Here is a 22,786-nt window from a genome sequence, read left to right on the forward strand (position 1 = left end):
TTTACTCCCTATATGTTTGTTTTGAAGAAATGAACAAGCCAGAACGAATTTTTAGTGCTTGATTTTTAGCTTAACATTAAGTATTTGTTAAGTTATCTGCCTGTGTGTCTTGTTTTTGGCCTTTTTTGTTTGTTCTTTTTGTTCATTGTTAGACTTTTCGTGTCGTCGAATGATTATAGTAGTAATTTTGTCAATATAGAAGCGTAGGATTATAGCTTTTTATTGTCTTTTTAGGATTTTAATAAATAATTATTCTAAAAACGCATGATTTTATTGACATAGAGCTACTTTGAGTAAAAACCAAGGTGTTTTCTTTTCAAAAATACTGTTTCTAATCTAATATTCCTATTGGTTTTAGAATTACACGAAAAATTGAATCCCTAATCATCCCTAATTATATGAAAACTCCCTTAATTATTGGAATAACTCCGTATGAAAGGCCCGATGTGAATCTCGCACTCTCATTATCAAATGCCAAGGCTTTTCCTGTACTCCATCTCGGTAGAGATAGGGCAAGGGCTGCTGAAGCACTTGAACAACTCACACAGAAATCTGCGAAGCAATTTGGCGTATGCCTGGTTTCGGAGGAGCTGCAGGACCTCATTTTACCTGAACAGGTAACAATGGTGATTTTGCCCTACGGCAAGAAATTTACTGGAAACAAGCGTTTAAAGCTGTTTTACCAGGTACATGATATTGAAGAAGCTCGAAAAGCAAAGGCGGAAGGTGCCGCTGCTATCGTGATAAAAGGCAATGAAGGTGCCGGAAGAGTAGGATATGAATCCTCATATGTCCTTTTCCAGCGTATTGTCAAGGAAATTAAAGACATCGCCATTTATGTGCAGGGCGGCGTAGGCATCCATACTGCAGCAGCATTGGTGGCTGCTGGTGCCACAGGAGTAGTCCTGGACAGTCAGCTGACCTTATTTCCGGAATGTACAGCGCCAAAAGCAATTAAACTGGTTGCTGAAAAATTAAATGGAAATGAAACCAGATTAATAGGTAATTGCCGCGTATTGGTACGTCCAAATTCTCCGGTGCTGGAAGACCAGGCAACAGAAAAAGACCTGGAAAAGTATTTTAATGGCTTTGATCTGGCAGAAAACTTTCTTCCCCTCGGACAAGATATTGCCTTGTCAATAGATCTTGTAGCGCGTTATAAGAAACTAGATCAACTGGTATTTGGAATGGAAGAGGCTATTTATGGCCACTTAAATCAAGCTAAATCATTGAATGTGATCAGTATGGGTAATCCGCTCGCGCAAGACCTGAACATCACTTATCCGATTGCCCAGGGGCCGATGACCAGAGTAAGCGATGTGGCATCATTTGCTGATGCCGTTGCCGATGCAGGAGCACTGCCTTTTATTGCGCTGTCTCTGTTGAAAGGAAAAACTGCCGAAAACCTGATGATAGAGACTAAAAAACTCGCCGGAATTAAAACCTGGGGAGTAGGCGTGCTTGGTTTTGCGCCTCAGGAATTGAGGGATGAGCAGATGGCCTATATCAAAACCCATTTGCCACCGGTAGTTTTAATTGCCGGAGGAAGACCTTCTCAGGCAAAACCTTTGGAAAAACTGGGCATTAAAACATTTTTACATGTGCCTTCAGCATCCTTGCTGGATATGTTTCTTAAAGAAGGTGCAAAAAGATTTGTTTTTGAAGGCAGGGAATGCGGTGGGCACGTCGGCCCATTGTCGAGCATGGTACTCTGGGAAAAACAGATCGAGCGCCTGTTAAAAGAAGAGCAGCCAGCGCAGATCAGTGTGTTCTTTGCAGGAGGAATCCATGATGCCTTATCTACTGCTTTTATCGCCGTGATGGCTGCCCCACTGGCAGCTAAAGGGGTAAAAGTAGGGGTGTTAATGGGGACTTCCTATTTATATACAAAAGAAGCAGTAAGTACGGGGGCCATTCAGGGGAAATTCCAGGAGCAGGCATTGTTATCAAATGATACTGTATTACTGGAAACTGCCCCTGGTCATGAAACCAGGTGCTTAAACTCGCCCTTTGCGGAATTCTTTAATGCAGAGAAAGAAAAACTTCAGCAGGAAGGAATTGATAAAAAGGAAATCTGGGAGAAACTGGAAACCCTCAATGTAGGACGTCTGCGCATTGCCGCGAAAGGCATTGAACGTAAAGGTGATCAACTATTGAGCATAAATGAACAGGAACAGCTGGACCTGGGCATGTACATGATTGGTCAGATTGCTTCGATGTGTCATAACGTGGTATCGATCCTGGACCTGCACAAGGAAGTCGCAGATCGGAATTACCATTATATTCAGGAAGCAAAGCTGGCAGCAGTACCGGAAGCGAAAGAAAAATCGCTTAAAGTAGCCATCATTGGTATGGCCTGTATTTTCCCTGGAGCAAAAAACCTGGAAGAATATTGGCGCAATATTGTGCTTGGCAAAGATACCGTTACAGAAGTTCCAGATGAACGCTGGAATAAAGAATTATACTATGATCCTACCTCTACCGCAGGAGAAATGTCGCATTCCAAATGGGGGGGATTTATTCCGAAAGTTGATTTTGATCCCCTGGAGTACGGCATTCCACCGCAGTCGCTGGCCGCAATTGAACCCACGCAATTACTGACCTTAATGGTGGCCAGACAGGCGATGGAACACGCTGGTTACAAAGAAGGGAGTTTCAATGCCGAAAACGTATCGGTTATTATTGGTGCGGAAGGTGGAAATGACCTGGCCAATAGCTACAGTTTCCGTTGTTTCTACAAACAGGTATTCGGAGAAATGCCAGAAGAACTGGATGCAGCCCTGCCAAAGATGACAGAAGATTCCTTCCCTGGAATTCTCGCCAATGTGATCTCCGGAAGGATTACGAACCGCCTAAACCTTGGTGGACGCAATTTCACGGTGGATGCTGCCTGTGCTTCTTCCCTGGCCGCACTGGATCTGGCTTGTCAGGAGTTATTCCTGGAAAAATCTGATATGGTACTGGCAGGTGGTTCAGACCTGCACAATGGCATCAATGATTACCTGATGTTTTCCAGTACACATGCACTTTCCCGCAAAGGCAGATGCGCGACTTTTGATGCGGAAGCAGATGGAATTGCCCTGGGTGAAGGAGTGGCCATGCTGGTGCTGAAAAGAGAAGAAGATGCCATCAGAGATGGAGATACGATATATTCGGTGATTCAAGGGATTGGTGGATCCAGTGATGGTAAAAGCCTTGGCTTAACCGCACCACGTAAATCCGGACAAGTAAAAGCCCTGGAACGTGCCTATTGTCAGGCGGGAATTTCCCCTGCTGCACTTGGATTGGTAGAAGCCCATGGAACAGGAACGGTTGTTGGCGATAGGACAGAATTGAGCGCGCTTACCGATATGCTCCATCAATCTGGTGCTACAGCCAATCAGACGCACCTTGGATCTGTAAAAACACAAATCGGACATACGAAATGTGCTGCCGGTTTAGCCGGTTTGATTAAAGCTACCTTATCCACTTATTATGGCGTAAAACCGCCAACCATCAATTTAAAGAGCCCTAACAGTTATTATAACGGTAAAACAAGCCCTTTTGCTTTTCATACGGAAGCAGGCCTGTGGATGGAAGAAAAACGTTATGCCGGTATCAGTGCTTTCGGTTTTGGCGGAACAAATTTCCATGCCGTAATAGAAAGCAGCAACCCGGTTGCGGATCAGGTATCCGCATTGAAATCCTGGCCTTCTGAGCTTTTTGTTTTCAGAGGGGATACTTATGAAGAAGCAAAAGCAAGGCTGATTACTGTGAAAACATTGCTGGACGACAACGACAGCGTCCCTTTAAAAGACATTGCCTATAGTCTGGCCCTTGGAAATGGAAAACCTGTACAGTTTAGTATGGTGGCCGACAGTCCCGAGGATCTGATCATGAAAATTGATCTGGCTTTATCGGGGGTAGAGAGTATCGATACCTATATCACTAAAAAGAAAGCCGGTAAAGTGGCCTTTATGTTCCCCGGACAAGGTAGTCAGCGCATCAATATGGCCAGAGACTTATTTGTCATCTTCCCGGCCATGCGCAAGCTCTTGAAAGGAAATCCTGTATTGGAACAAGTGCTTTTTCCAAATGCCGTTTTTGATGAAGCTTCCCTAAAAGCGCAAAAAGAAAGGATCAAAGATACCCGTATGGCACAGCCGTTATTAGGAATTGTAGACCTTGCATTGGCCAATTTCCTAAGAGATTTGGGGATAGAGCCTGATATGGTGGCCGGACATAGCTACGGTGAATTACCCGCTTTATGCTTTGCAGGTGCCTTTGAGGAAGATCAGCTGGTTTACCTGAGTGAGCAGCGTGCTAAAGCAATTCTGGAGGCCGTAGCAGGAGAAGATACCGGAGCGATGATCGCCGTTAATGGCAATCAGGAAGAACTTCTGAAATTAATTGAAGGAATGGAAGACATCTATCCGGTTAATTTCAATTCCCCAACTCAACTGGTGATTGCAGGAACAACGCCCGCCATCCAAAGCCTCAGCGCCAATCTGAAAACTGCAAAAATTTCCTTCAGATTATTAGAAGTGGCCTGTGCTTTTCATAGCCCGATCATGGCGAAATCCAGAGGAGGCTATCTGGAAGTCTTAAGTCCTGTTGATTTCAAGGAGCTGACCTTGCCGGTATGGTCAAATACCACCGCTGGATTGTATCCTGAAAATGCCTTGGCTGTAAAGGAAAGATTAGCTGAACATCTCGTGAAACCCGTAAGGTTTGTAGAACAGGTACAGCAAATGTATGCCGATGGGGCCAGGATTTTCATTGAAGTTGGGCCAGGAAAAGTCCTCAGCTCCCTGGTGAAAGCCTGTATTGCCAAAGACGAATTGATACTCTACGCAGAGGACAATGGGCACAACAAAATCACACACCTGCTTTGCATGATCGCAGCTTATATGGCAACCGGTCGTGAGCTGAAAATTGAACAGCTTTTTGAAGGTCGTGATGCCAGATTATTAGACCTTGGTGAGGTCGGAAAATATAAAAAAAACTCTACTGTATGGACAGTAAATGGACAGCACGCCGTGCCGATTACAGGAAAGCTGCCAGCTTATGGCGCATTACCAATCATAGAACCCATAAAATTGAAAAATAGAATAGAAAATACCGCAAGCCCTTCCAATGCAGCAGAACAAATGATGCAGGAGTATTTGAACAGCATGAAAATGATGATTCAGGCACAGCGTGATGTGATGCTAACCTTTTTAGGACAGCAGCAGTTAAACGTTAATCCAGTGGTTTATCCTCAAATCATCAGCGCAACCCCGGTTACCCCGCAAACGATGACCACTCCGGCACAAATACTGAGCCCATCGGTAACTACTGCAGCACCAATAGCAGCAAAAACGATTCATATTGATGTGAAAATGGTGCTGATGCAGATTGTGAGTGATAAAACGGGCTATCCACAGGATATGCTGGGAATGGAAATGGATCTGGAAGCAGACCTGAGCATCGATTCTATTAAGAGAATGGAAATCATTGGTGCCCTGCGTACAGAATTAGGTGGTTTTAGTGATGCCGGAAAAAACGAAGATACCTTTATGGAGGAGCTCGCAGGAATTAAAACCTTGAGCGGCCTGGTCAATTGGATCAAAGAAAATAATACTCCTGCGATTGTTGGTGGGGAAACACTGAACACTGAAAATACTGCAGCAGCATCGCAGCTGGCTCCAGTGCAAGGAAATGGACTGCTGAAATTGAGCCCCCCGGCGATAAAATCAGCTATTCTGAAGGTGGTCAGTGAAAAAACTGGTTATCCGGAGGATATGCTGGGAATGGACCTGGATCTGGAGGCTGATTTAAGTATCGATTCTATTAAAAGAATGGAGATCATCGGGGAGCTAAAAACAAAAATCGGCTTCAGCAAAGGCGATGAAGCCGATGATGACCTGATGGAGAAATTAGCCGCCATCAAAACTTTGAATGGGCTGCTGAACTGGATTGCAGAGATCGAATCGGAAAGTTCAGAGACCTTTTTGGAAGCAAAAAAGATCATTGAAGAAAGTGGAATCAGCTCCAGAAATAACGAACCTTTATCAAGGTTGCGGTTTGAATTGACTCCTTCAAACTTAATAAATGAAATACCTGTAAGCCTTAAAGGGATGCGTTTTGCCATCACAGATGATAAAGGGCCGCAGGCATTAGCGATCAAAACAGTTTTCGAGGAGAAGGGGGCAGCTGTAACTGTTGTTACTCCAAAGGATAGCCTCAAAGGATATCAGGGACTTTTGATCCTCAATATGTTCAGTTCCAGCAATCAAACAGAGATGATGGATTGTATTGGATTGATCAAAAAGCTGGATCTGGAGGAAATGAAATGGGTGTATGTGGTCTCTGATACGAAGGGTCACCTGAATGATATCGGAGATAACACACTACTTAGACGTTTTCAGGGGTATTCAGGACTGTTTAAAAGTCTGGATAAGGAATATGAAAATACAAAATTCAGGGTATTGAGTTTAACGACGAAGCTGAGCCCGGAGCATATTGCCAGGCTGACTTTAACTGAGGTATTGAACCCGGATTTACCTTCAGAGGTGATCTATAATGACCAGGGCCGACAAACTTTGGAGCTCATTCCAGAGCAGCTGGTGATTGGTAATGCCGCTGCGCATATCCAGCTGGATAAAGAGGCCGTAGTATTGGTGCTGGGTGGTGCACAGGGCATTACTTCCGCATTAACCATGCACTTTGCTAAAGATTATCCATGCCGGTATATTTTAGTTGGCCGCTCTCCTGATCCGAGGTCAAATGGATTAGAGCAGTTCTCTTTCATGAAAACAAAAGAAGAAATCAGGACTTACCTGATCAAACTCGGCGTACTTAAAAAACCGTCAGAGATCGAGCAGGAAACGGCCAGGATTTTCAAAAACAACCAGGTGCTTCAAACGATTACCGCCTTAGAAATGACAGGCTCTATTGTCACTTATTGCGCCATGGATTTACGTGATGAGGCCAAATTGAGCGAACTGATCAGTCATGTGTATGAACAGTATGGCCGTATAGACGGAGTGATTCATGGGGCAGGGCTATTGGAAGATAAACTTTTCCATGATAAGAGTCTGGAGTCTTTTCAAAGGGTATTTGAAACCAAGGTGAACCCATTGAGAGTGCTTGCTGAACAATTGAGAAGAGATACCAAGTTTGTGATCTTCTTCTCCAGCATCGCTTCTGTATATGGAAACCGCGGACAAACAGATTATGCCGCTGCCAATAGTGTGATGGACAGGTACGCCTGGGCTTTAAAAGAGAAAATCACCGGAAAAGTGATGGCCATCAATTGGGGGCCATGGAAAGGTGCCGGAATGGTTTCCGCCTCTTTAGAGAAAGAATATGAGCGCAGAGGGATTGCAATGATCCCATTGCAGGAAGGAATGGAGTCATTTCTGAATGAGCTGAAGTACGGAAATGAAAGTCAGGTACTCATCATGGCTGGAAACAATTGGTAGCTATGAAGAAAACTGAAATCGCCATTGTTGGCATGTCCTGCATCTTTCCGGGTGCAGTAGATGTAGAACGCTTTTGGCATAATATCATCAACAAGGTGGATGCGACTGAACCCGTGCCAGCAGATCGCATTGATCCGGTACATTTTGAGTCGCATACACCTGGTGTAGACCGATTCTATTGCAACAGGGGAGGTTTTATTCCGGATTTCGACTTTGATCCTTCGAAGTTCGGGATCCTTCCCTTAGCGGTAGAAGGCACCGAGCCGGATCATTTACTAACCCTCAGTCTGGTGCATAAAGCACTGGCTGATGCGGGGGTATTTGAGCAGAATTCTTCTCTTGAAAAAACAGGAATCATCATTGGTAAAGGAAATTATACAGGACCTGGTGCCACTCGTGCCATTGAAATTGTAAGAACAGGTGAGCAGATTGCGAGCCTGTTAAAAGACCTGATGCCTCATTTATCGAAAATAGAAATTGATCAGGTAAAGAAAGAATACCAGCTGCGTAAAGGCCGTTTTGGCCCGGATACGGCAATGGGGCTGATTCCAAATCTGGTGGCTTCCTTAGTGGCCAATCGGCTTAACCTTGGTGGTGTGGCCTATACGCTGGATGCCGCCTGCGCCAGTTCTTTGATTGCCGTAGATCATGCCGTGCAGGAGCTAAATAGCGGACGCTGTGATATGGTGATTGCCGGTGGTGTTCATGTAGGGCAAAATGCCGCTTTCTGGAGCATTTTCTCTCAGCTGGGTGCCTTATCAAAAAAAGGACAGATTAGCCCTTTTGATGAAAATGCAGATGGATTGATCATTGGAGAAGGCTGCGGTTTCGTCGTCTTAAAACGCCTTGAAGATGCGGTTAGAGACCAAAATAAGATCTATTCGGTATTAAAAGGAGTCGGCGTGAGCAGTGATGGCAGTGGCACAAGTGTGATGAGCCCTTCCGTAAAAGGACAGCTAAAAGCGATTTCACAAGCCTGGGACAATTCAGGTCTGGAACCTAAAAATATCGGGTACCTGGAAGCGCATGGAACAGGAACAGCTTTGGGGGATAAAACAGAAATCGAAAGTCTCACTCAGTTTTTTGGAAATGATACTGGCCTGCCTAAAGCGGGAATTGGTTCTGTGAAATCAAACATCGGCCATGCCATGCCCGCTGCGGGAATTGCTGGATTGATCAAAGCTTCACTGGCTTTGTATCATGGAATTATACCGCCCACACTTCATTGTATAAAACCAGTTGCACAGCTGAAAGACAGCCGTTTTATGGTGGTTCAGGAAGCGCAGAAATGGACGGATTCTGGTTTGCCGAAGGTAGCCGGAGTTAATGCTTTTGGTTTTGGTGGCATCAATGCACACCTGGTATTGGAAGCTTACGATAGTGCTCCATTAGTGGATGAAGTTTTATTGCTTGCCCGCGAAAGTCAGGAAGAACTGCTCCTGGCCTTAGAAAAAGGAGATCGTCACCCTGGCGATGGTTCTTTTCGAATCGCCTTGTTCAACCCTTCTCCGGAAAGGATAAAAAAAGCATTGAAAATTGCTGCTAAAAATATGCCCTGGCATAATAAGCAGGACATCTGGTATAGCAATAGTCCTTTATTAAGCAATGGCGGTAAAATTGCCTTTGTGTTTCCTGGCTTAGATGGACTGGCAGGTGGTGAAGTGAATACCGTGGCGGAATACTTTAAGATCCCTCAGGAAAAAGAGACTAAAACGGAAGGCCTCTTGAAAGAGGCCCTGAAAATATTGAATAAGAGCAGTGTGCTGGATACCGCGCTGAAACAATTGGGCGTATTGCCGGAGATGAATGCCGGACATAGTCTGGGGGAATGGCTGGCGGCAAGGTCTTCGGAGCTCGCCGCAGAATCTTCGGTATTGCAGCTGTTGAATATCCTCAACCCGGAAACCTTCGAATTGAAAGATTCCCGCTTTATCGCGGTCGGATGTAGTATAGAACAGCTGCAGCCGATGATGCAGGACATTGAGAATTTATACCTTTCCAACGACAATTGCCCACAGCAGGTGATCCTTTGCGGCAGCAATTCGGCACTGGAGCTATTGATACCTATTTTAAAGGAAAGACAGATTTTTCATCAGATCCTGCCTTTTCAGTCTGGTTTTCACTCCCCATTTGTGGCGGATAAATTAGATATGATGCTGGAAGGAATGAGCCAGATGGAATTCCGGAAAACAAAATTCCCTTTATGGTCGGCAACTACACTGGAATTGTATCCGGAAGGTTTCGAAGCCATCAGGGAATTGAGTGTGGAACACCTGATTAAACCCGTTCGTTTCCGCGAATTAACGGAGCGCTTATATGAAGAAGGAGCAAGGGTATTTATTCAGGTTGGATCTGGTGGTTTAATCGGTTTTATCGATGATACTTTGAAAGGTAAGGCATGCAGTACTATCGCTGCAAATGTGCCATTGAGATCAGGTATTGCCCAGTTACAGCGTGTATTGGCCGCTTTATTCGTAGAAGGAAAGGAAGCTGGAATGGCATTTTTGGGCTATGAAAAAGAAGAGCCTTTGCTAAGAAAGACGATCAAACTGCAATTGGGACTGCCTATTGTTAACGGTTTAGAGGGCTTAAAAAAACTAAACATTCCGCAAAGTAATGCCTTTAAAAAAACAGCCCTTCTTCAGGATCAGGCCGACCCATTGATGAAAGCTTTCCAGGAGAATGTAGAAGAAATGATGGGCATTCAGTCAGAGCTGCTGGAGTTTTTCCAGAATAGAGGAAATATAAGTCGAGGTTCGGCTGCATTAACCGAGTCTGTTTATCCCGGAAACACTGAAAAAGAGCTGATTTCTCCGTTGACCAAAAAAGAAAGACTGCCATTCTCAAAAGCATTGGATGTGAGCCTGGAAAATTGTCCGTACCTGATCGACCATTCCTTATTGAGGCAGCCGAAAGGCTGGCACTGTGTGGATGATATGGATCCGGTGATTCCTATGACCATGATTTTTGAAATGTTCGGAGAAATTGCTGCGGAACAGCTACCGGGGGCTCAGGTGCATAAACTTTTGAACATTAAAGTGTTTCAGTGGATGAATGTTTCCAGGCCTTTCAGAGAAACAATAATTGGCGAATGGAAATCGGAAGATCTGGTATACCTCAATCTGGAACGTTTCGCAAATGCAGAGGTCCTGCTGAGTCATGAGCTGGAAGCAGCAGTCCCACAAGACTTTGAAGTCGGTGCGTCTTTGAATATCGACCGTACGGAAACTCAGATTTATGAAGAACACATGTTTCATGGCCCTGGCTACCAGGGCATCAGAAAACTGATCAAAGTAGGGGAAAAAGGAATTGTTGGACTCATAGAAGGGAGCAGCGGTAAAGGTTCTTTGCTGGACAACGCCGGACAGCTTTTTGGCCTTTGGTTACAATTGTTTTTAACCAAAGATAGGATTGCTTTCCCTGTGAAAATACAGGAAATAGAGTTTTTTGGAGAGATGAACAATCAGCAGGGAACTTTTGAATGTACCTGTGTGCTGACCGAACTGACGGATGAATTTGCGACGGCCAATATCATGATGAAAAGAGCAGGTAAGATCTGGGCGATCATTACTGGTTGGCAGAATAGGCGTTTAGAGATCGATGAAGCGCTATGGCGGGTTTCTATGTCGCCGCTTCACAACCGCCTTTCAGCGGAGGTGGCACCGGGAGTTTTCATGTTCCATAACGCCTACACGCGTGTCGTTTCCTGGGATTTTATCCTGAAACGCTATTTCAATCAGGAAGAAAAGAAACACCATAATTCCTTATTGCCGAACAAGCGGAAAGAATGGATGATCAGCCGGGTGGCCGTAAAAGATGCGGTAAGAAACCTCTTAAAACAGGAGAAAAACGAGGCCTGTTATCCGATTGCATTTGAGGTCAGATCGGACGAAGTCCGCAAGCCTTACCTGCATGGAGACAAGATGGAGGACATTCAGATTTCCATAGCCCATAAAGGCACAGATGCCGTTGGAATTGCCAGATTCGGTCGGCCTGTAGGCATAGATATCGAACGCATTGAGGAGCGGAGTGAAGGCTTTTACGAGCTGGTGTTCTCTGCTCATGAACAGGCATTACTGGCGGATAAAGCGCATTCAGAATGGGCAACCCGTTTTTGGGTAGCCAAAGAAGCTTATGGTAAATACCTGGGAAAAGGCCTGCAGGGGAACCCTAAAGCTTATGTGATTGAGGCAATCAATGGCGAAGAATTGACAATTAATGAAGTAATCATAAAAACTATTAAACACCATAACTATATCATCGGATGGACACTATAATATCAACTACGAAACTAAACAGCAGCGAAATTTTTGACCTGATGACACAATTTATTACCGAAGTAATTGGGGAAGAATTTGTCGAAGAAATGGACATTACGATGGAAAGTTCTTTTACCAAAGACCTGGAGATGGACAGCATAGAGATTGTCTCTTTTTCAGAGAAGATAAAAGCACATTTCGGAGCGCAGATCGATTTTACAGGATGGTTGTCGAACATGGATCTTGATCAATTGATCAATCTGAACCTGGGCACCATCGTTAACTATATCGAGGAATGCCAGTAATCAGCGTCAATAACCGGGGCGTACACATCCAGGAACTCAATACCGGCGCATCAGAAACGCTGGTACTGGTTCATGGGATGTTTAGCAACCTTTCCGTCTACTATTTTAACATCGCGCCAATTCTTGCACAGCATTTTCATGTGGTCATGTATGATTTGAAAAGTCATGGCTTAAGTGAAAAGCAGGCAGATGGTTATGACCTGGAAGAGATGACGAACGATTTGTCGGACTTGCTGGCACATTTAAACCTGAGTTCGGTGCATCTGGCGGGTTATAGTTTCGGCGGACTGATTGCTTTAAAAATGGCAGCCCGTTTCCCTGAAAAGGTGAAAAAGCTAGCCATTATTGAAGCACCGGATCCTAGTGACGATAAAACCAGAGGCATTATTGATGAATACAGCAGAGAATTTCTGGAGCATTATGTGGCCAATTTTACGGATACCACAAAAGTGAAAATGGGAAAGCGACAGATGGAACGCAACCACCGCATGTATGAATATCTCTTCCATGAAACGACGATAAAAACGGATATGATTAAAGAAAGAGAATTTTTCAGCGCGGCAGAAATCACCGCGATTCCGCAGGAAGCTTTGCTTTTATATGGTAAAGATTCTAATTGTCTGGAAGCTGGTAAAAGATTGGAAAAGAAGCTGAAAAGAGTAGAATTGCTAGAGCTGGATGGTGATCATAATGTACCGATTCAATATCCGCTGAGCATTGGAACCCTAATGGAAACATTTTTTAAGAACTAATGAAATTGTCCTATGGCAAGATTTGTATTTATAGTTCCGCCTTTAACCGGACATATTAACCCTACACTAAGTATTGGCGCTGTTTTGCTGCATCGCGGACATGAGGTGGCCTGGATTAGTTTAGACCGGTCGCTGGAAGCCAGGCTTCCAAAAGGAGGACAATTGCTGTTGATTGAATACGCTGAAAATGATCAGCAAAAGCAAGAAAGTGAAAAGTACCTGGACCTCATCACCAAGAAGATCGTTTACGGTATTGATAGCATCAAATTTCTGTACGAAGAAGTCTTGATTCCTTTGAACAGACATAGTTATGAAGGTATTGTGGACTTGCTGGCTCTGTTTAAACCGGATTTGATCATCACTGATCACCAGATGTTTGCAGGTGCCATTGCGGCCACAAAAGCAGACATTCCTTATGTGACTTCGGTCACTGCACCTGCGGCGATTAAAGTGATGGATGAATTGCCGAAAATCCATGAATGGGAGGTCAGTCAGATCATTGCATTGCAAAAGGAATTTGGGGTGACGCGGGAAGATTCGATAGCCTGTTCTGAACTGCTGACAATGGTGTTGACTTCCAAAGCCTTTTTTGGAGAGATGAATTTGCCGGAGCAATACCGTTTTGTAGGCCCGGTCATCCATAAAAGAACCGAAAAGACCTCATTTGATTGGGAAAAACTGGAACAGGGAAAGGACAGGCCAAAACTGCTGGTGAGTATTGGAACGACCTTCGACCATGAGCATAAAAAGAGTTTTTTTGAAAAAGTGGTCGAAGCTTTTGGCGATACTGAAATGACAGTGGTGGTGGTTTCGGACCCGGATCTTTTTACCGAATGGCCGGGGAATTTCATTGTGCAGCGCAATGTGCCGCAGCTGGAACTGCTGCCTCATTTGAATGCTGTAGTTTGCCATGGCGGACACAATACCGTGTGCGAAACTTTAACCGCTGGATTGCCTATGGTTGTGGTGCCAATTGCTTACGACCAGTCGCATGTGGCTGGAAGAGTGGTACGTGTAGGGGCAGGACTCCGATTAAACTTTAACCGTTTTAAAGCAAAACACCTGCAAGAATCAGTCACTGAAATTTTAAACAACTGGAATTATAGGGAAGCCGCCATTAAGATTGGCGACTCTTTCCGTAAAGCCGGTGGTACGGAAACTGCGGCAGATCTGCTCGTAGAATTGAGTCGCTCCGCCACCTTATCCTTGTTAAATAATGATCATTAGTATCCAATAATTAAAGAAATTATGTCAAAGTTTTTATTTGTCGTACCCCCTTTTTTTGGCCATATCAGCCCGACGCTAAGTATTGGTGCCAGCTTAATTGCCAAAGGTCATGAGGTGAAATGGCTGGGCATTACGCCCCTTGCCGCAAGTCATGTACCTGAAGGAGGAGCATATATATACCCGGAATCAGATCTTCTGGAATACCAGGAGGAGCTGCAGAAAATATTGAAACGCCAGGATGATGGGCCTGCTTGTTCCGGTCCGGAGGTGATGAAACTCGCGCTGGAAGAAACCTATGTACCCATTGCCCGCATCATGATGAAAGGTTTAGGGAATTTTGTAGATGCCTGGCAGCCAGATGTGATCGTGAACGATTGCATCACTTTTGCAGGTGCTTTATGTGCGCATATTAAAGGGATTCCCAGCGTCACGACTACACCAGTACCACCGGATGTAATGGGAGATACCGCCAATTCTGCGCCCAAAATATTTGAATGGCAACAAAATCTAGTAAAAGGTCTGCAGGAGGAATTTGGGGTATATGGGAAGGATATTGTGATCCATTCCCGAAAGCTGAACCTGGTGTTTACCTCACAGGAATTTGCCGGTTTACAAGATCCGATGCCACACATGAAATTTGTAGGTCCAGTAAAAGGAAGGCCAAATCCAGTCGCATTTGATTGGGAGCGACTGGAAAAAGCAACAACACCTAAGGTTTTTGTTTCGCTGGGCACCTTGCTGGTTGACATCAGGACAGCATTTTTTCAAAAGCTGATTGATGCTTTTGCTGATGCACCTTTAACAATTGTAGCCGCAACAAATCCTGATATTTTTGAGAAATGGCCGGATAACTTTATCGTGAGTGGCTTTGTGCCACAGGCAGAGCTCATGCCAAAAATGGATGTAGTGATTTGTCACGGTGGATTTAACACGGTGAATGATACTTTCATCAATGGTTTACCAATGCTGATTACACCGATTGCCTACGATCATTTTCATACCGCAAAACTGATTGAGAACGCTGGATGCGGCCTCAAAATCAGGTACAAAAGACTAAGGATTGAAGACCTGAAGCAAGCCATATTTGAATTGCTGGAAAACCCACAGTATAGAAATGCGGCGTTAAGGATCAAGGACACTTTTATTGCTGCCGGAGGAAATGATAAAGCAGTGGAACTGCTGGAAGAATTTGCTGAACAAGCATTAGCAATTGAAAACTAATGGCCATGAAAAGAAAACTATTATTTGCAGAAAGGATGCTTCACGGAAATGGGGAAGCACCTTTTAATGCCGTAATTCCGGTAAAAATCAAAGGCACTCTTGAACCTGAAGCGATTCATCATGCCTTAAAAAAGCTCCAGGGAAAACATCCTTTATTAAACGCGTCTATAGAAAATGACGAAAATGGAATGCCCTGGTTTGTGGTGAAGGAAGGGAAAGGGATGGCTATTCCTGTCCGCATAACGGAGCGTTTAAATGAGGAGGATTGGAAAATACAAACTACGGTGGAATGGGCAACTGTTTTCGATACCGCTAAAGGTCCTTTGATGCGCTTGGTATGGATCAAAGGGGCAGTAGTTTCGGAATTGGTCCTGGTGATCCACCATTGCCTTTGCGATGGGGGATCAGCGATGGCGATCTTGTCTGAATTCCTGTTGTTGCTGGATGATGGATCTGTAGATATTGGTCTGGAACATCCGATTCTTGGCGTAAATGATATCATTCCTGCGGAGGTTTTGAAAAACAGGAAAAAGCGTGTTAAAGCTAAGCTGATTGGCGGTGTCGCTACTTTCGTCCTTTGGCTGGTTCCGGTAAAGAAAAAACTGGTAGCCCGGAAAAGGGATTATATGCTGCATTGGAAGCTGGAAAAGGAATTGAGCGACCTGCTGATGCTGAAATGCAGAGCAGAGGGAATTACGGTGAATACCATGCTTTGTGCAGCGGTATTGGCTGCCTTTAAAGCTGTCAGAAAAGATCAGTTTCACAATAAAATCTCTTGTCCGGTAGACATCAGGAGGTTTGCACCAAGAATAAAAAGAGACAACATCTTTGCCTTCGGCCTGATGTTCGTGGTTTCTGCGGATCAGCAGTTGGATTTCTTTAGCAATGCCCGGAAGATGCAGGAAGATATCAACCATAAAACGGCAAAACTGGATGCTTATGAGAATATCATGATGATGGAAGAATCTCATGCCTCTCTGGATAAATTTACAAACTTTTTAAAGTATGGGAAGTCCAGCAATGACTGTATGTTTTCCAATCTTGGGAAATTAGACATCCCTTATCAATATAAAAACTTTGAGCTGGAAACGATCTACAGTCCATCTGTAATCGGCCCCTTAGGCAATACCACTACAATGGTGACTTCTACTTACCGCGGACAAATGGATTTTACTTTCATTGCCAGTGAAGGGTTTATTCCTTATGAAGAAGGGCTCGCCATTCAGGAGAAACTGATGGAAATCATCCATACACAGCTATGAAAAGAAAATTGATCATGGGCGAAAGAATCATGTATGTAGATGAATCAACGCCATTAAACTGCGTCTTTGCAGTTAAAATAAGAGGTAGTTTTTCAGCGGAAAACTTACATGCTGCCCTTGCTAAAATCCAGAAAAAACATCCTTTGCTGCGCAGCAGTGTGAGGGAAGATCAGCAAGGACGGCCTTATTATGAATTATCTGAGGACCTGGAGCCGATCCCTGTTAAGATAATAAAAAGAGAAGGTGATGATCATTGGATGGAGGAATCAGCGCAAGAATGGGAAAAGCTGTTCGATGAGCCTAACCTGCCAATGGCCAGGTTGGTCTGGTTAAAAGGGGAGGACGTTTCTGAACTCTTGCTGGTTTGTCCGCATTGTATCTGCGATGGAACAACCTTTGTGGCTTTGATGTCGGAAATGCTGATGCTTTTAGACCATCCCGAAAAGGAGCTGTTGCCTTATCAGTCTTTTAACTCCATTGAAGAATTGCTGTCTGCAACCTTCTCTAGTACGCGGTCGAAGGTGGTTAAAGCAAAGTTCTTTTCAGTGATCGCGAAGTTGTTTTTCCTTTTCAAATCTACCAGCAATCAGCAACCAGCAGGATCCGGGTATATGCTGCACTGGAAGCTGGAGGCAGAAGAAACCAAAAGGTTGGTGCTGGCCTGTAAAGCAGCGGGACTGACTCTGCATGCAGCATTGTGTGTGGCTTTCCTGGATGCGTTTAAGGCGGTTCGAGGGGGTAAAGCACAGGGGAAAGTGATTTGTCCGGTGGATGTGAGGCGGTTTGTGAAAGAGATTAAGCAAGACACGATGTTTGCTTTTGCACCAATTGCAGAGTTGTCGCTTCCTAAAGAAAAAGACTTTTGGGCAAAGGCGAAAAAGCTGCAAGAGGAACTGAAGACTAAAATCGAGGGGATGAAGGTCCATGAACTGCTGGTGATGAGTGAATATTTCCATGGATCCGTTCGGAAGATGGTAAAATACCTGCGTGCTACTGATGGAGGACATGATCTAACACTATCCAATATGGGCAGACTTGGAATCCCGGAAAACTACGATTCTTTTGAGGTAGAAACGCTTTATAGTCCTTCCGTAGGCTTTCCATGGCGCAATGCCAATACTTTAGTGCTGAGCACTTTTAAAGGGAGAATGGACTTTACCTTTTTATCTAACCATGCTTTTCTGGATAAAAAGGAAGCGGAAAAGATTAGGGACACTGCATTGGAATTGTTGATGGCTGAAGTAATGGTAGATTATGCTTCATATTAAAAATCAGGACAATCAGGTATTCAGGAAGTTTATTCAAAAGAGACTGCTGTATTATACGGTCCCTAATGTTTTTTTTAATACCCTGATTCCTTATTTAACATTAAGGGATTTAGGGCCTGTTTACTTATTTCAAGGGGAGTATTGTATGGCGCGGTTTTTATTGCCCATGGCTTTATTCCTGCCTTTTATCATTACCTATGACATTTTAAAAAGGACCATCATTTTGTCGGAGGAAGGGAAAGCGGGTTTTGTACTGCCAGAGGATTTATCCAAGAATAGGTTTATGTTTAAAATGGCTGGGATCAATGGCGCGCTTTCTTTATCGGTCAATGTGCTGGTGCTGCTGCTGGTGCAGCTGAATGTGCCGGAAGGTTATGGTTTTGATGGCACTGTACTCTCTCTGATTGTGGGAGTTGTGGCTGCAGTGCTTACGATCTTATCTACGCTATGGCCGATAAAAAGAGTGAAAGCGATTGGCATTTTTTAACCTGGTATATGTTGTATATTTGCGGGAAATTTCTGTAAATCCGGCTTAAAACTGGTCTACAGAAATCATAAAGCAATTGAAAACATGAAGGTTAAAGGGTATCTGCTGGCCGCCATTTCGGCCATTTCTTACGGGCTAATTCCGTTATTTATTTTGCCTGTAAAAGCGAGTCATTTCTCGCTGGATACCACTTTGTTTTATCGGTTTTTTATCGCAGCAATATTCATTTTGGGCTACTTGATTTATAAGAAGGAAAGTTTGCGGGTAAACCGTTCAGAATTTATGATTCTGGTATTGCTTGGACTTTTCTACGCGCTCTCCGCAGAGTTTTTATTTATGGGTTACGATTATTTGTCGCCGGGAATTGCCTCCACCATATTGTTCGTTTATCCGGTGATCGTAGCACTGATCATGACGTTTTTCTTCAAAGAGAAAATTACCGTACTCACGGTGCTTTCGCTGGTCATCACTATTGCTGGAATCATCGCATTGAGTGCTAAAGATGGTGCCCTGGACATTAATTTACCTGGACTGCTGATCACTATGGGAAGTGCTGCTTTTTATGCCATGTATATGGTGGTCGTCAATAAAGCGAAAATCAATGCTTCCGGATTTAAGATCACTTTTTACTCCCTGTTATTTTCTTCGGTTTTTTACTTTGGTAAAACGCTGATCATGAAGGAATCATTGCTGATCCCTAATGTAGAGCTGTTTGTTAACTTCACGGCCTTTGCATTTGTAACAACTGTGCTTTCTATGTCGGCCCTGGTGTATGCGATAAAAAGTATTGGATCAACGCCGACTTCCATTTTAGGTGCCTTAGAACCGGTGGTAGCAGTAGCCCTGAGTGTCGTTTTATTTCATGAAATCCTGACTTCCAGTTTAATGATTGGAGTTGCGCTGATCCTAACTGGTGTAATGATCAATATCATATCAGAAAGTGTGAAGGAAAAGACAGTAGCTTCCTGATTTTCTTTGATGCTGTCGTTATCAGGTTTAAATTAGCAAAACCATAATTCAGTGTTTTTTTCTGAACTTTACGGGATGATAACCGTTATCTAAGATCTGATTTACCTCAATATGAAAATGACAAGCCAACTAGCTCCATCCAATCTTACTTTTTTAAATAAGCTGAAGAATCACAATGACAGGGATTGGTTCAACGCCAATAAAGAGGAATTTCAGGAAGAGCAGGCGATGGTCACCGCTTTTGCAGAGGCCTTGCTTCAGGACCTGAACACTCATGATGTAATTGAAACTCCCTCAGGAGCGAAAAGTGTGTACAGGATTTATAGAGATACCCGTTTTTCTAAAGATAAAACACCTTATAAAACACATTGGAGCGGCAGTTTTAAACGTTCGGGCAAACACCGCAGGGGTGGTTATTATTTCCATATTGAACCTGGCAATACTTTTATTGGCGGTGGTTTTTGGGGGCCAAATGCGAATGATCTAAAGCTGATCAGGGAAGATTTTTCATTTGATGCTGCGCCGATGAGGAAGATCTTAAATGATGCGGCTTTCATTTCTACATTCAAAACGCTGCAGGGAGAACAGCTGAAAACCAGTCCAAAAGGATTTGATGCGAATGATGAGGCGATTGATCTTTTACGTTATAAGCAGTTTTTAGTGCTGAGGAAGTTTTCTGATGAAGAAGTATTAAGCCCCGGTTTTCTAAAAGAGGCTGGCGAAACCTTTAAAAATATGCGCCCATTTCTTGATTATATGTCTGAAGTGCTGAGCACCGACATCAATGGTCTGCAGGCATAAAATTTACATAATATTTATATTTGATATTAAATATGAACATAGAAGAATTACGAGATTATTGCTTGCAAAAGCCGGCAGCCACAGAGGGTTTTCCTTTTGGCGAGGATACTTTGGTTTTTAAAGTAGGAGAGAAGATCTTTTTACTCTGCAGCTTGTCTACTGGCAATCGGTTTAATGCAAAATGTGATCCGGAAAAGGCCATTGAATGGCGGGAGCAATATGATGAGATTTTACCAGGTTACCACATGAATAAAAAACATTGGAATACGGTTTTTATGGATGGTAGATTAACAATGAGACAGCTGCAGGAGTTGATAGATGATTCCTATGATTTGGTGCTAAATAGCTTACCAAAGAAAATACAGGAAGAAATCAGGGCTTAAGCAAAGCCAGCAGCTGGTCTCAGAAATCAGCTGAGCCCAGTATCAATTTCATCATTAAGTTTTTGGATTGAACGGATTTGTCGCCATCAATGGTGGTATTGGTATTGTCAAAAATATCATTGACTGATTTGATGTCAAATAGTTTCCTGCCATTTTCATCGACTACACTTTTCTTTTCATTTCCAAAAATATCGGTATCGGTTTTTATCGTTAGTTTGGTTTGTCCATTGCGGTTCATCACGGTGATGTTATCATTCCCGAATATATCGGTAGATCTCTTCATAGAACCTATTTGCTGGCCGTTATTATCGGTTACAGTTTTCGTTTGATTCCCGAAAATATCAGTAGTTGTCTTTACTGACATCTTTAGAGCGCCGCTTCCATCGTTGATGGTGATGGTCTGATTTCCGAAAATATCATTTGTTTTTTTTACCGAACTGATTTCATTTCCATTTGCGCCGCTGACGTGTTTAGTCTCATTTCCAAAGATATCTGTAGTCGTTTTTATGGTAGTGGTAGACCGTTCTTTTTCATCGAAAATCTCTACCTTATCGTTCCCGAAAATATCTTTTGATTTTTTTATAGACTGAATCCTTTCTCCATTCGGGCCGGTGATGGTTTTTATTTTGTTTCCAAAAATATCAGTAGAATGCGTGATGATGGCAATATCCCTTAAGTTTCGATCTTTATGGGTCTCAACGGTGTCGCCAAAGATATTGACAGTTTTCGAAATGCTGTAAGTTTGCGCATTCGCGCTAAGGGTTCCTATTATAAAAAACAGGAGGGTGAATGGTTTAATTTTCATATAGATAGGTCATTTGTGTGTCTCACTAAGATACAATGATTATTATAGAAAATCAATGGAAAGCAGGCATACCACGTTAATGAATGTTAAACAATTTTGAGGAGTTGCAGCTGAACAGGGGCAGGGTCATTATCGAAATTCCAAAAGTGTACCATGTTTTCATAAAGCGTTGTTTTTTAGGGTGGAATAGTTTAGTAAACAACAGTTTTACGACTTTTTTTGCTGAAGCCTGCTTACCTGGCTCCAGCACCTTGTAAGCTCAGCTTATAGCCGATGTAAACCAATGGAATGGTGCAGGTCATCACAATGGTAGTCGTTAACAATGCATCCTTTGAAAACAAGGAGACTACTGCACTGGCTAAAAAGCAAATGCCCAATTGAATGGTGTTTTGCAGGCCAGCTGCTTTTCCTACATTATTTGGGAACAGCTTTAAAGCTTCTGCAACCACGATTGGATAGCAGGCGCCATTAGCTAATGCCATTAAGCAAAACGGGATTAACAAAATGGTTAAGGTTGGCGTAATTGAAATGGTAATTAAATAAAGGGATAGGCAAGAGGCTGAGTATAGGATCAGTAAATAAGGAAGTAGCTTTTTCCCCTCTATTTTGCTGGAGAGGCTTCGATAGCCATACCCACCAATCAAAAAGGCAATGGTTTGAGGGAAAAAGCTAAAGCCGATTTCACTTTCATTGTAGCCAAGTTCCTTTAAAAAGAACGGAGAACCCGTTAGCCAGGCAAAAAAAGCGGCGGAGCAAAGGGCGTAAAGTAATACATTTCCTAAGTATTTTTTAGATTTCAAAAGAGACCAATAGGTTTGATCAGCTGCATCACCGGCTGCTTCACTGTTTTTATCAGCCGTTTTTTTCTCTTCTTTTATCGTTAAGGTGTATAAGATGAGCAGCAGGGAGATGAGTGCGAGCGCGATAAATATTGATCTCCAGCCAAAGTAATTGAGCAGGAAAGCGCCAATTAATGGTGCTAATGCGGGCGATAATGCCACCAATGGCATAATTGAAGCAAATATTTTGTTGGTTTCTTCTTTCGGGTACCTTTCAATCACTAAAGCCTGCCAGCTTACGGCGGCGGCACAGACACCAATGGCCTGGACTAATCTGAGCAGGAGTAAAACCGATACACTTGCGGTAAAATAGATGCCTAGAGAGGAAATAGTGAATATACCGAGTCCCATAAGGACTGTTTTTCGCTTACCAACTTGGTCAGAAATAGGGCCCCATAATAGTTGTGCGATACCGTATCCTGCCAGGAATAAACTCAATGTGCCACTGATACTGCTTTTGCTGGTGCCTAAATCTATGCGCATTTTATCAAATGCAGGTAAGTACATGTCTGTGGCTAAAAATCCAATAATGCTTAGTCCTGCGAGGTAGATAAAAAATAAAAAACTGTTTTTGTTATTTGTAGAGGAAATCTCATTTTTCATGATGGCGCAAAGGTAAGACAAAAGCTAGTCTGACTCATGTCATAATTGATCACGGTATTGATCGGTATTTCGAATTCATCGATGTAAATCGTATGGTTGTCAATGAAATCCTATCCAGTTTAAAAAAATCAGGGCATTCCTGTGAAGAAATGCCCTTTTA

Annotated in this window: 14 protein-coding genes; 12 read left to right on the top strand and 2 right to left on the bottom strand. The window is 43.4% G+C overall.

Annotated elements, in window-relative coordinates; translation table 11 throughout:
• Positions 1–398: 398 nt before the first annotated feature.
• From K7X70_RS16625 to K7X70_RS16680, 12 genes are all read left to right on the top strand, one after another.
• Positions 399–7,445: a type I polyketide synthase gene (locus K7X70_RS16625; protein WP_222538103.1), complete on the top strand. Its 7,047-nt coding sequence runs from the start codon at positions 399–401 to the stop codon at positions 7,443–7,445.
• Between the two features lie 2 nt (positions 7,446–7,447).
• Positions 7,448–11,722, top strand: a complete 4,275-nt coding sequence (locus K7X70_RS16630) for a type I polyketide synthase (protein WP_222538104.1) — start codon at positions 7,448–7,450, stop codon at positions 11,720–11,722.
• Positions 11,710–12,009: an acyl carrier protein gene (locus K7X70_RS16635; protein ID WP_222538105.1), complete on the top strand. Its 300-nt coding sequence runs from the start codon at positions 11,710–11,712 to the stop codon at positions 12,007–12,009. Before K7X70_RS16630 ends, K7X70_RS16635 begins: the two co-directional genes overlap by 13 nt.
• Positions 12,000–12,761 (top strand): alpha/beta fold hydrolase, encoded by a 762-nt coding sequence (locus K7X70_RS16640; RefSeq protein ID WP_222538106.1) that lies wholly within the window; start codon positions 12,000–12,002, stop codon positions 12,759–12,761. Before K7X70_RS16635 ends, K7X70_RS16640 begins: the two co-directional genes overlap by 10 nt.
• Before the next feature lie 12 nt (positions 12,762–12,773).
• On the top strand, positions 12,774–13,988 hold the full coding sequence (locus K7X70_RS16645) for a nucleotide disphospho-sugar-binding domain-containing protein (protein WP_222538107.1): 1,215 nt from the start codon (positions 12,774–12,776) through the stop codon (positions 13,986–13,988).
• Between the two features lie 21 nt (positions 13,989–14,009).
• Complete coding sequence (locus tag K7X70_RS16650) at positions 14,010–15,209, top strand: glycosyltransferase (RefSeq protein WP_222538108.1); 1,200 nt, start codon at positions 14,010–14,012, stop codon at positions 15,207–15,209.
• A gap of 5 nt (positions 15,210–15,214) precedes the next feature.
• Positions 15,215–16,471: a condensation domain-containing protein gene (locus K7X70_RS16655; RefSeq protein ID WP_222538109.1), complete on the top strand. Its 1,257-nt coding sequence runs from the start codon at positions 15,215–15,217 to the stop codon at positions 16,469–16,471.
• Positions 16,468–17,739 carry a phthiocerol/phthiodiolone dimycocerosyl transferase family protein gene (locus tag K7X70_RS16660; RefSeq protein WP_222538110.1) on the top strand — a complete coding sequence of 424 codons (1,272 nt, stop codon included), beginning with the start codon at positions 16,468–16,470 and terminating at the stop codon, positions 17,737–17,739. The genes K7X70_RS16655 and K7X70_RS16660 overlap by 4 nt, the downstream gene beginning before the upstream one ends.
• Positions 17,726–18,226, top strand: coding sequence for a hypothetical protein (locus tag K7X70_RS16665; protein WP_222538111.1), 501 nt, complete (start codon positions 17,726–17,728; stop codon positions 18,224–18,226). Before K7X70_RS16660 ends, K7X70_RS16665 begins: the two co-directional genes overlap by 14 nt.
• Positions 18,227–18,310: 84 nt before the next feature.
• Entirely contained in the window at positions 18,311–19,195 is an 885-nt protein-coding gene (locus tag K7X70_RS16670) for a DMT family transporter (RefSeq protein ID WP_222538112.1), read from the top strand.
• A gap of 117 nt (positions 19,196–19,312) precedes the next feature.
• Positions 19,313–19,996 (top strand): DUF2461 domain-containing protein, encoded by a 684-nt coding sequence (locus K7X70_RS16675; RefSeq protein WP_222538113.1) that lies wholly within the window; start codon positions 19,313–19,315, stop codon positions 19,994–19,996.
• Positions 19,997–20,028: 32 nt separating this feature from the next.
• Positions 20,029–20,379 carry an MmcQ/YjbR family DNA-binding protein gene (locus tag K7X70_RS16680; RefSeq protein ID WP_222538114.1) on the top strand — a complete coding sequence of 117 codons (351 nt, stop codon included), beginning with the start codon at positions 20,029–20,031 and terminating at the stop codon, positions 20,377–20,379.
• Between the two features lie 19 nt (positions 20,380–20,398).
• Here the strand turns inward: K7X70_RS16680 and K7X70_RS16685 are convergent, their stop codons facing one another.
• Positions 20,399–21,184 carry a hypothetical protein gene (locus K7X70_RS16685; RefSeq protein WP_222538115.1) on the bottom strand — a complete coding sequence of 262 codons (786 nt, stop codon included), beginning with the start codon at positions 21,182–21,184 and terminating at the stop codon, positions 20,399–20,401.
• A 233-nt stretch (positions 21,185–21,417) separates the two neighbouring features.
• A complete protein-coding gene (gene punC, locus K7X70_RS16690; RefSeq protein ID WP_222538116.1) occupies positions 21,418–22,626 on the bottom strand; it encodes a purine nucleoside transporter PunC in 1,209 nt (402 codons plus the stop codon).
• Positions 22,627–22,786 lie beyond the last annotated feature (160 nt).

It is taken from the genome of Pedobacter polysacchareus (assembly GCF_019802255.1).
Lineage (GTDB): Bacteria > Bacteroidota > Bacteroidia > Sphingobacteriales > Sphingobacteriaceae > Pedobacter > Pedobacter polysacchareus.

Excerpts from the sequence above, each read along its gene's own strand:
- K7X70_RS16625 (WP_222538103.1), top strand. The coding sequence starts at position 399 with ATGAAAACTCCCTTAATTATTGGAATAACTCCGTATGAAAGGCCCGAT.
- K7X70_RS16670 (WP_222538112.1), top strand. The coding sequence starts at position 18,311 with ATGAAGGTTAAAGGGTATCTGCTGGCCGCCATTTCGGCCATTTCTTAC.
- K7X70_RS16635 (WP_222538105.1), top strand. The coding sequence starts at position 11,710 with ATGGACACTATAATATCAACTACGAAACTAAACAGCAGCGAAATTTTT.
- K7X70_RS16675 (WP_222538113.1), top strand. The coding sequence starts at position 19,313 with ATGACAAGCCAACTAGCTCCATCCAATCTTACTTTTTTAAATAAGCTG.
- K7X70_RS16660 (WP_222538110.1), top strand. The coding sequence starts at position 16,468 with ATGAAAAGAAAATTGATCATGGGCGAAAGAATCATGTATGTAGATGAA.
- K7X70_RS16640 (WP_222538106.1), top strand. The coding sequence starts at position 12,000 with ATGCCAGTAATCAGCGTCAATAACCGGGGCGTACACATCCAGGAACTC.
- K7X70_RS16680 (WP_222538114.1), top strand. The coding sequence starts at position 20,029 with ATGAACATAGAAGAATTACGAGATTATTGCTTGCAAAAGCCGGCAGCC.
- punC (WP_222538116.1), bottom strand. The coding sequence starts at position 22,626 with ATGAAAAATGAGATTTCCTCTACAAATAACAAAAACAGTTTTTTATTT.
- K7X70_RS16655 (WP_222538109.1), top strand. The coding sequence starts at position 15,215 with ATGAAAAGAAAACTATTATTTGCAGAAAGGATGCTTCACGGAAATGGG.
- K7X70_RS16685 (WP_222538115.1), bottom strand. The coding sequence starts at position 21,184 with ATGAAAATTAAACCATTCACCCTCCTGTTTTTTATAATAGGAACCCTT.
- K7X70_RS16645 (WP_222538107.1), top strand. The coding sequence starts at position 12,774 with ATGGCAAGATTTGTATTTATAGTTCCGCCTTTAACCGGACATATTAAC.
- K7X70_RS16650 (WP_222538108.1), top strand. The coding sequence starts at position 14,010 with ATGTCAAAGTTTTTATTTGTCGTACCCCCTTTTTTTGGCCATATCAGC.
- K7X70_RS16665 (WP_222538111.1), top strand. The coding sequence starts at position 17,726 with ATGCTTCATATTAAAAATCAGGACAATCAGGTATTCAGGAAGTTTATT.
- K7X70_RS16630 (WP_222538104.1), top strand. The coding sequence starts at position 7,448 with ATGAAGAAAACTGAAATCGCCATTGTTGGCATGTCCTGCATCTTTCCG.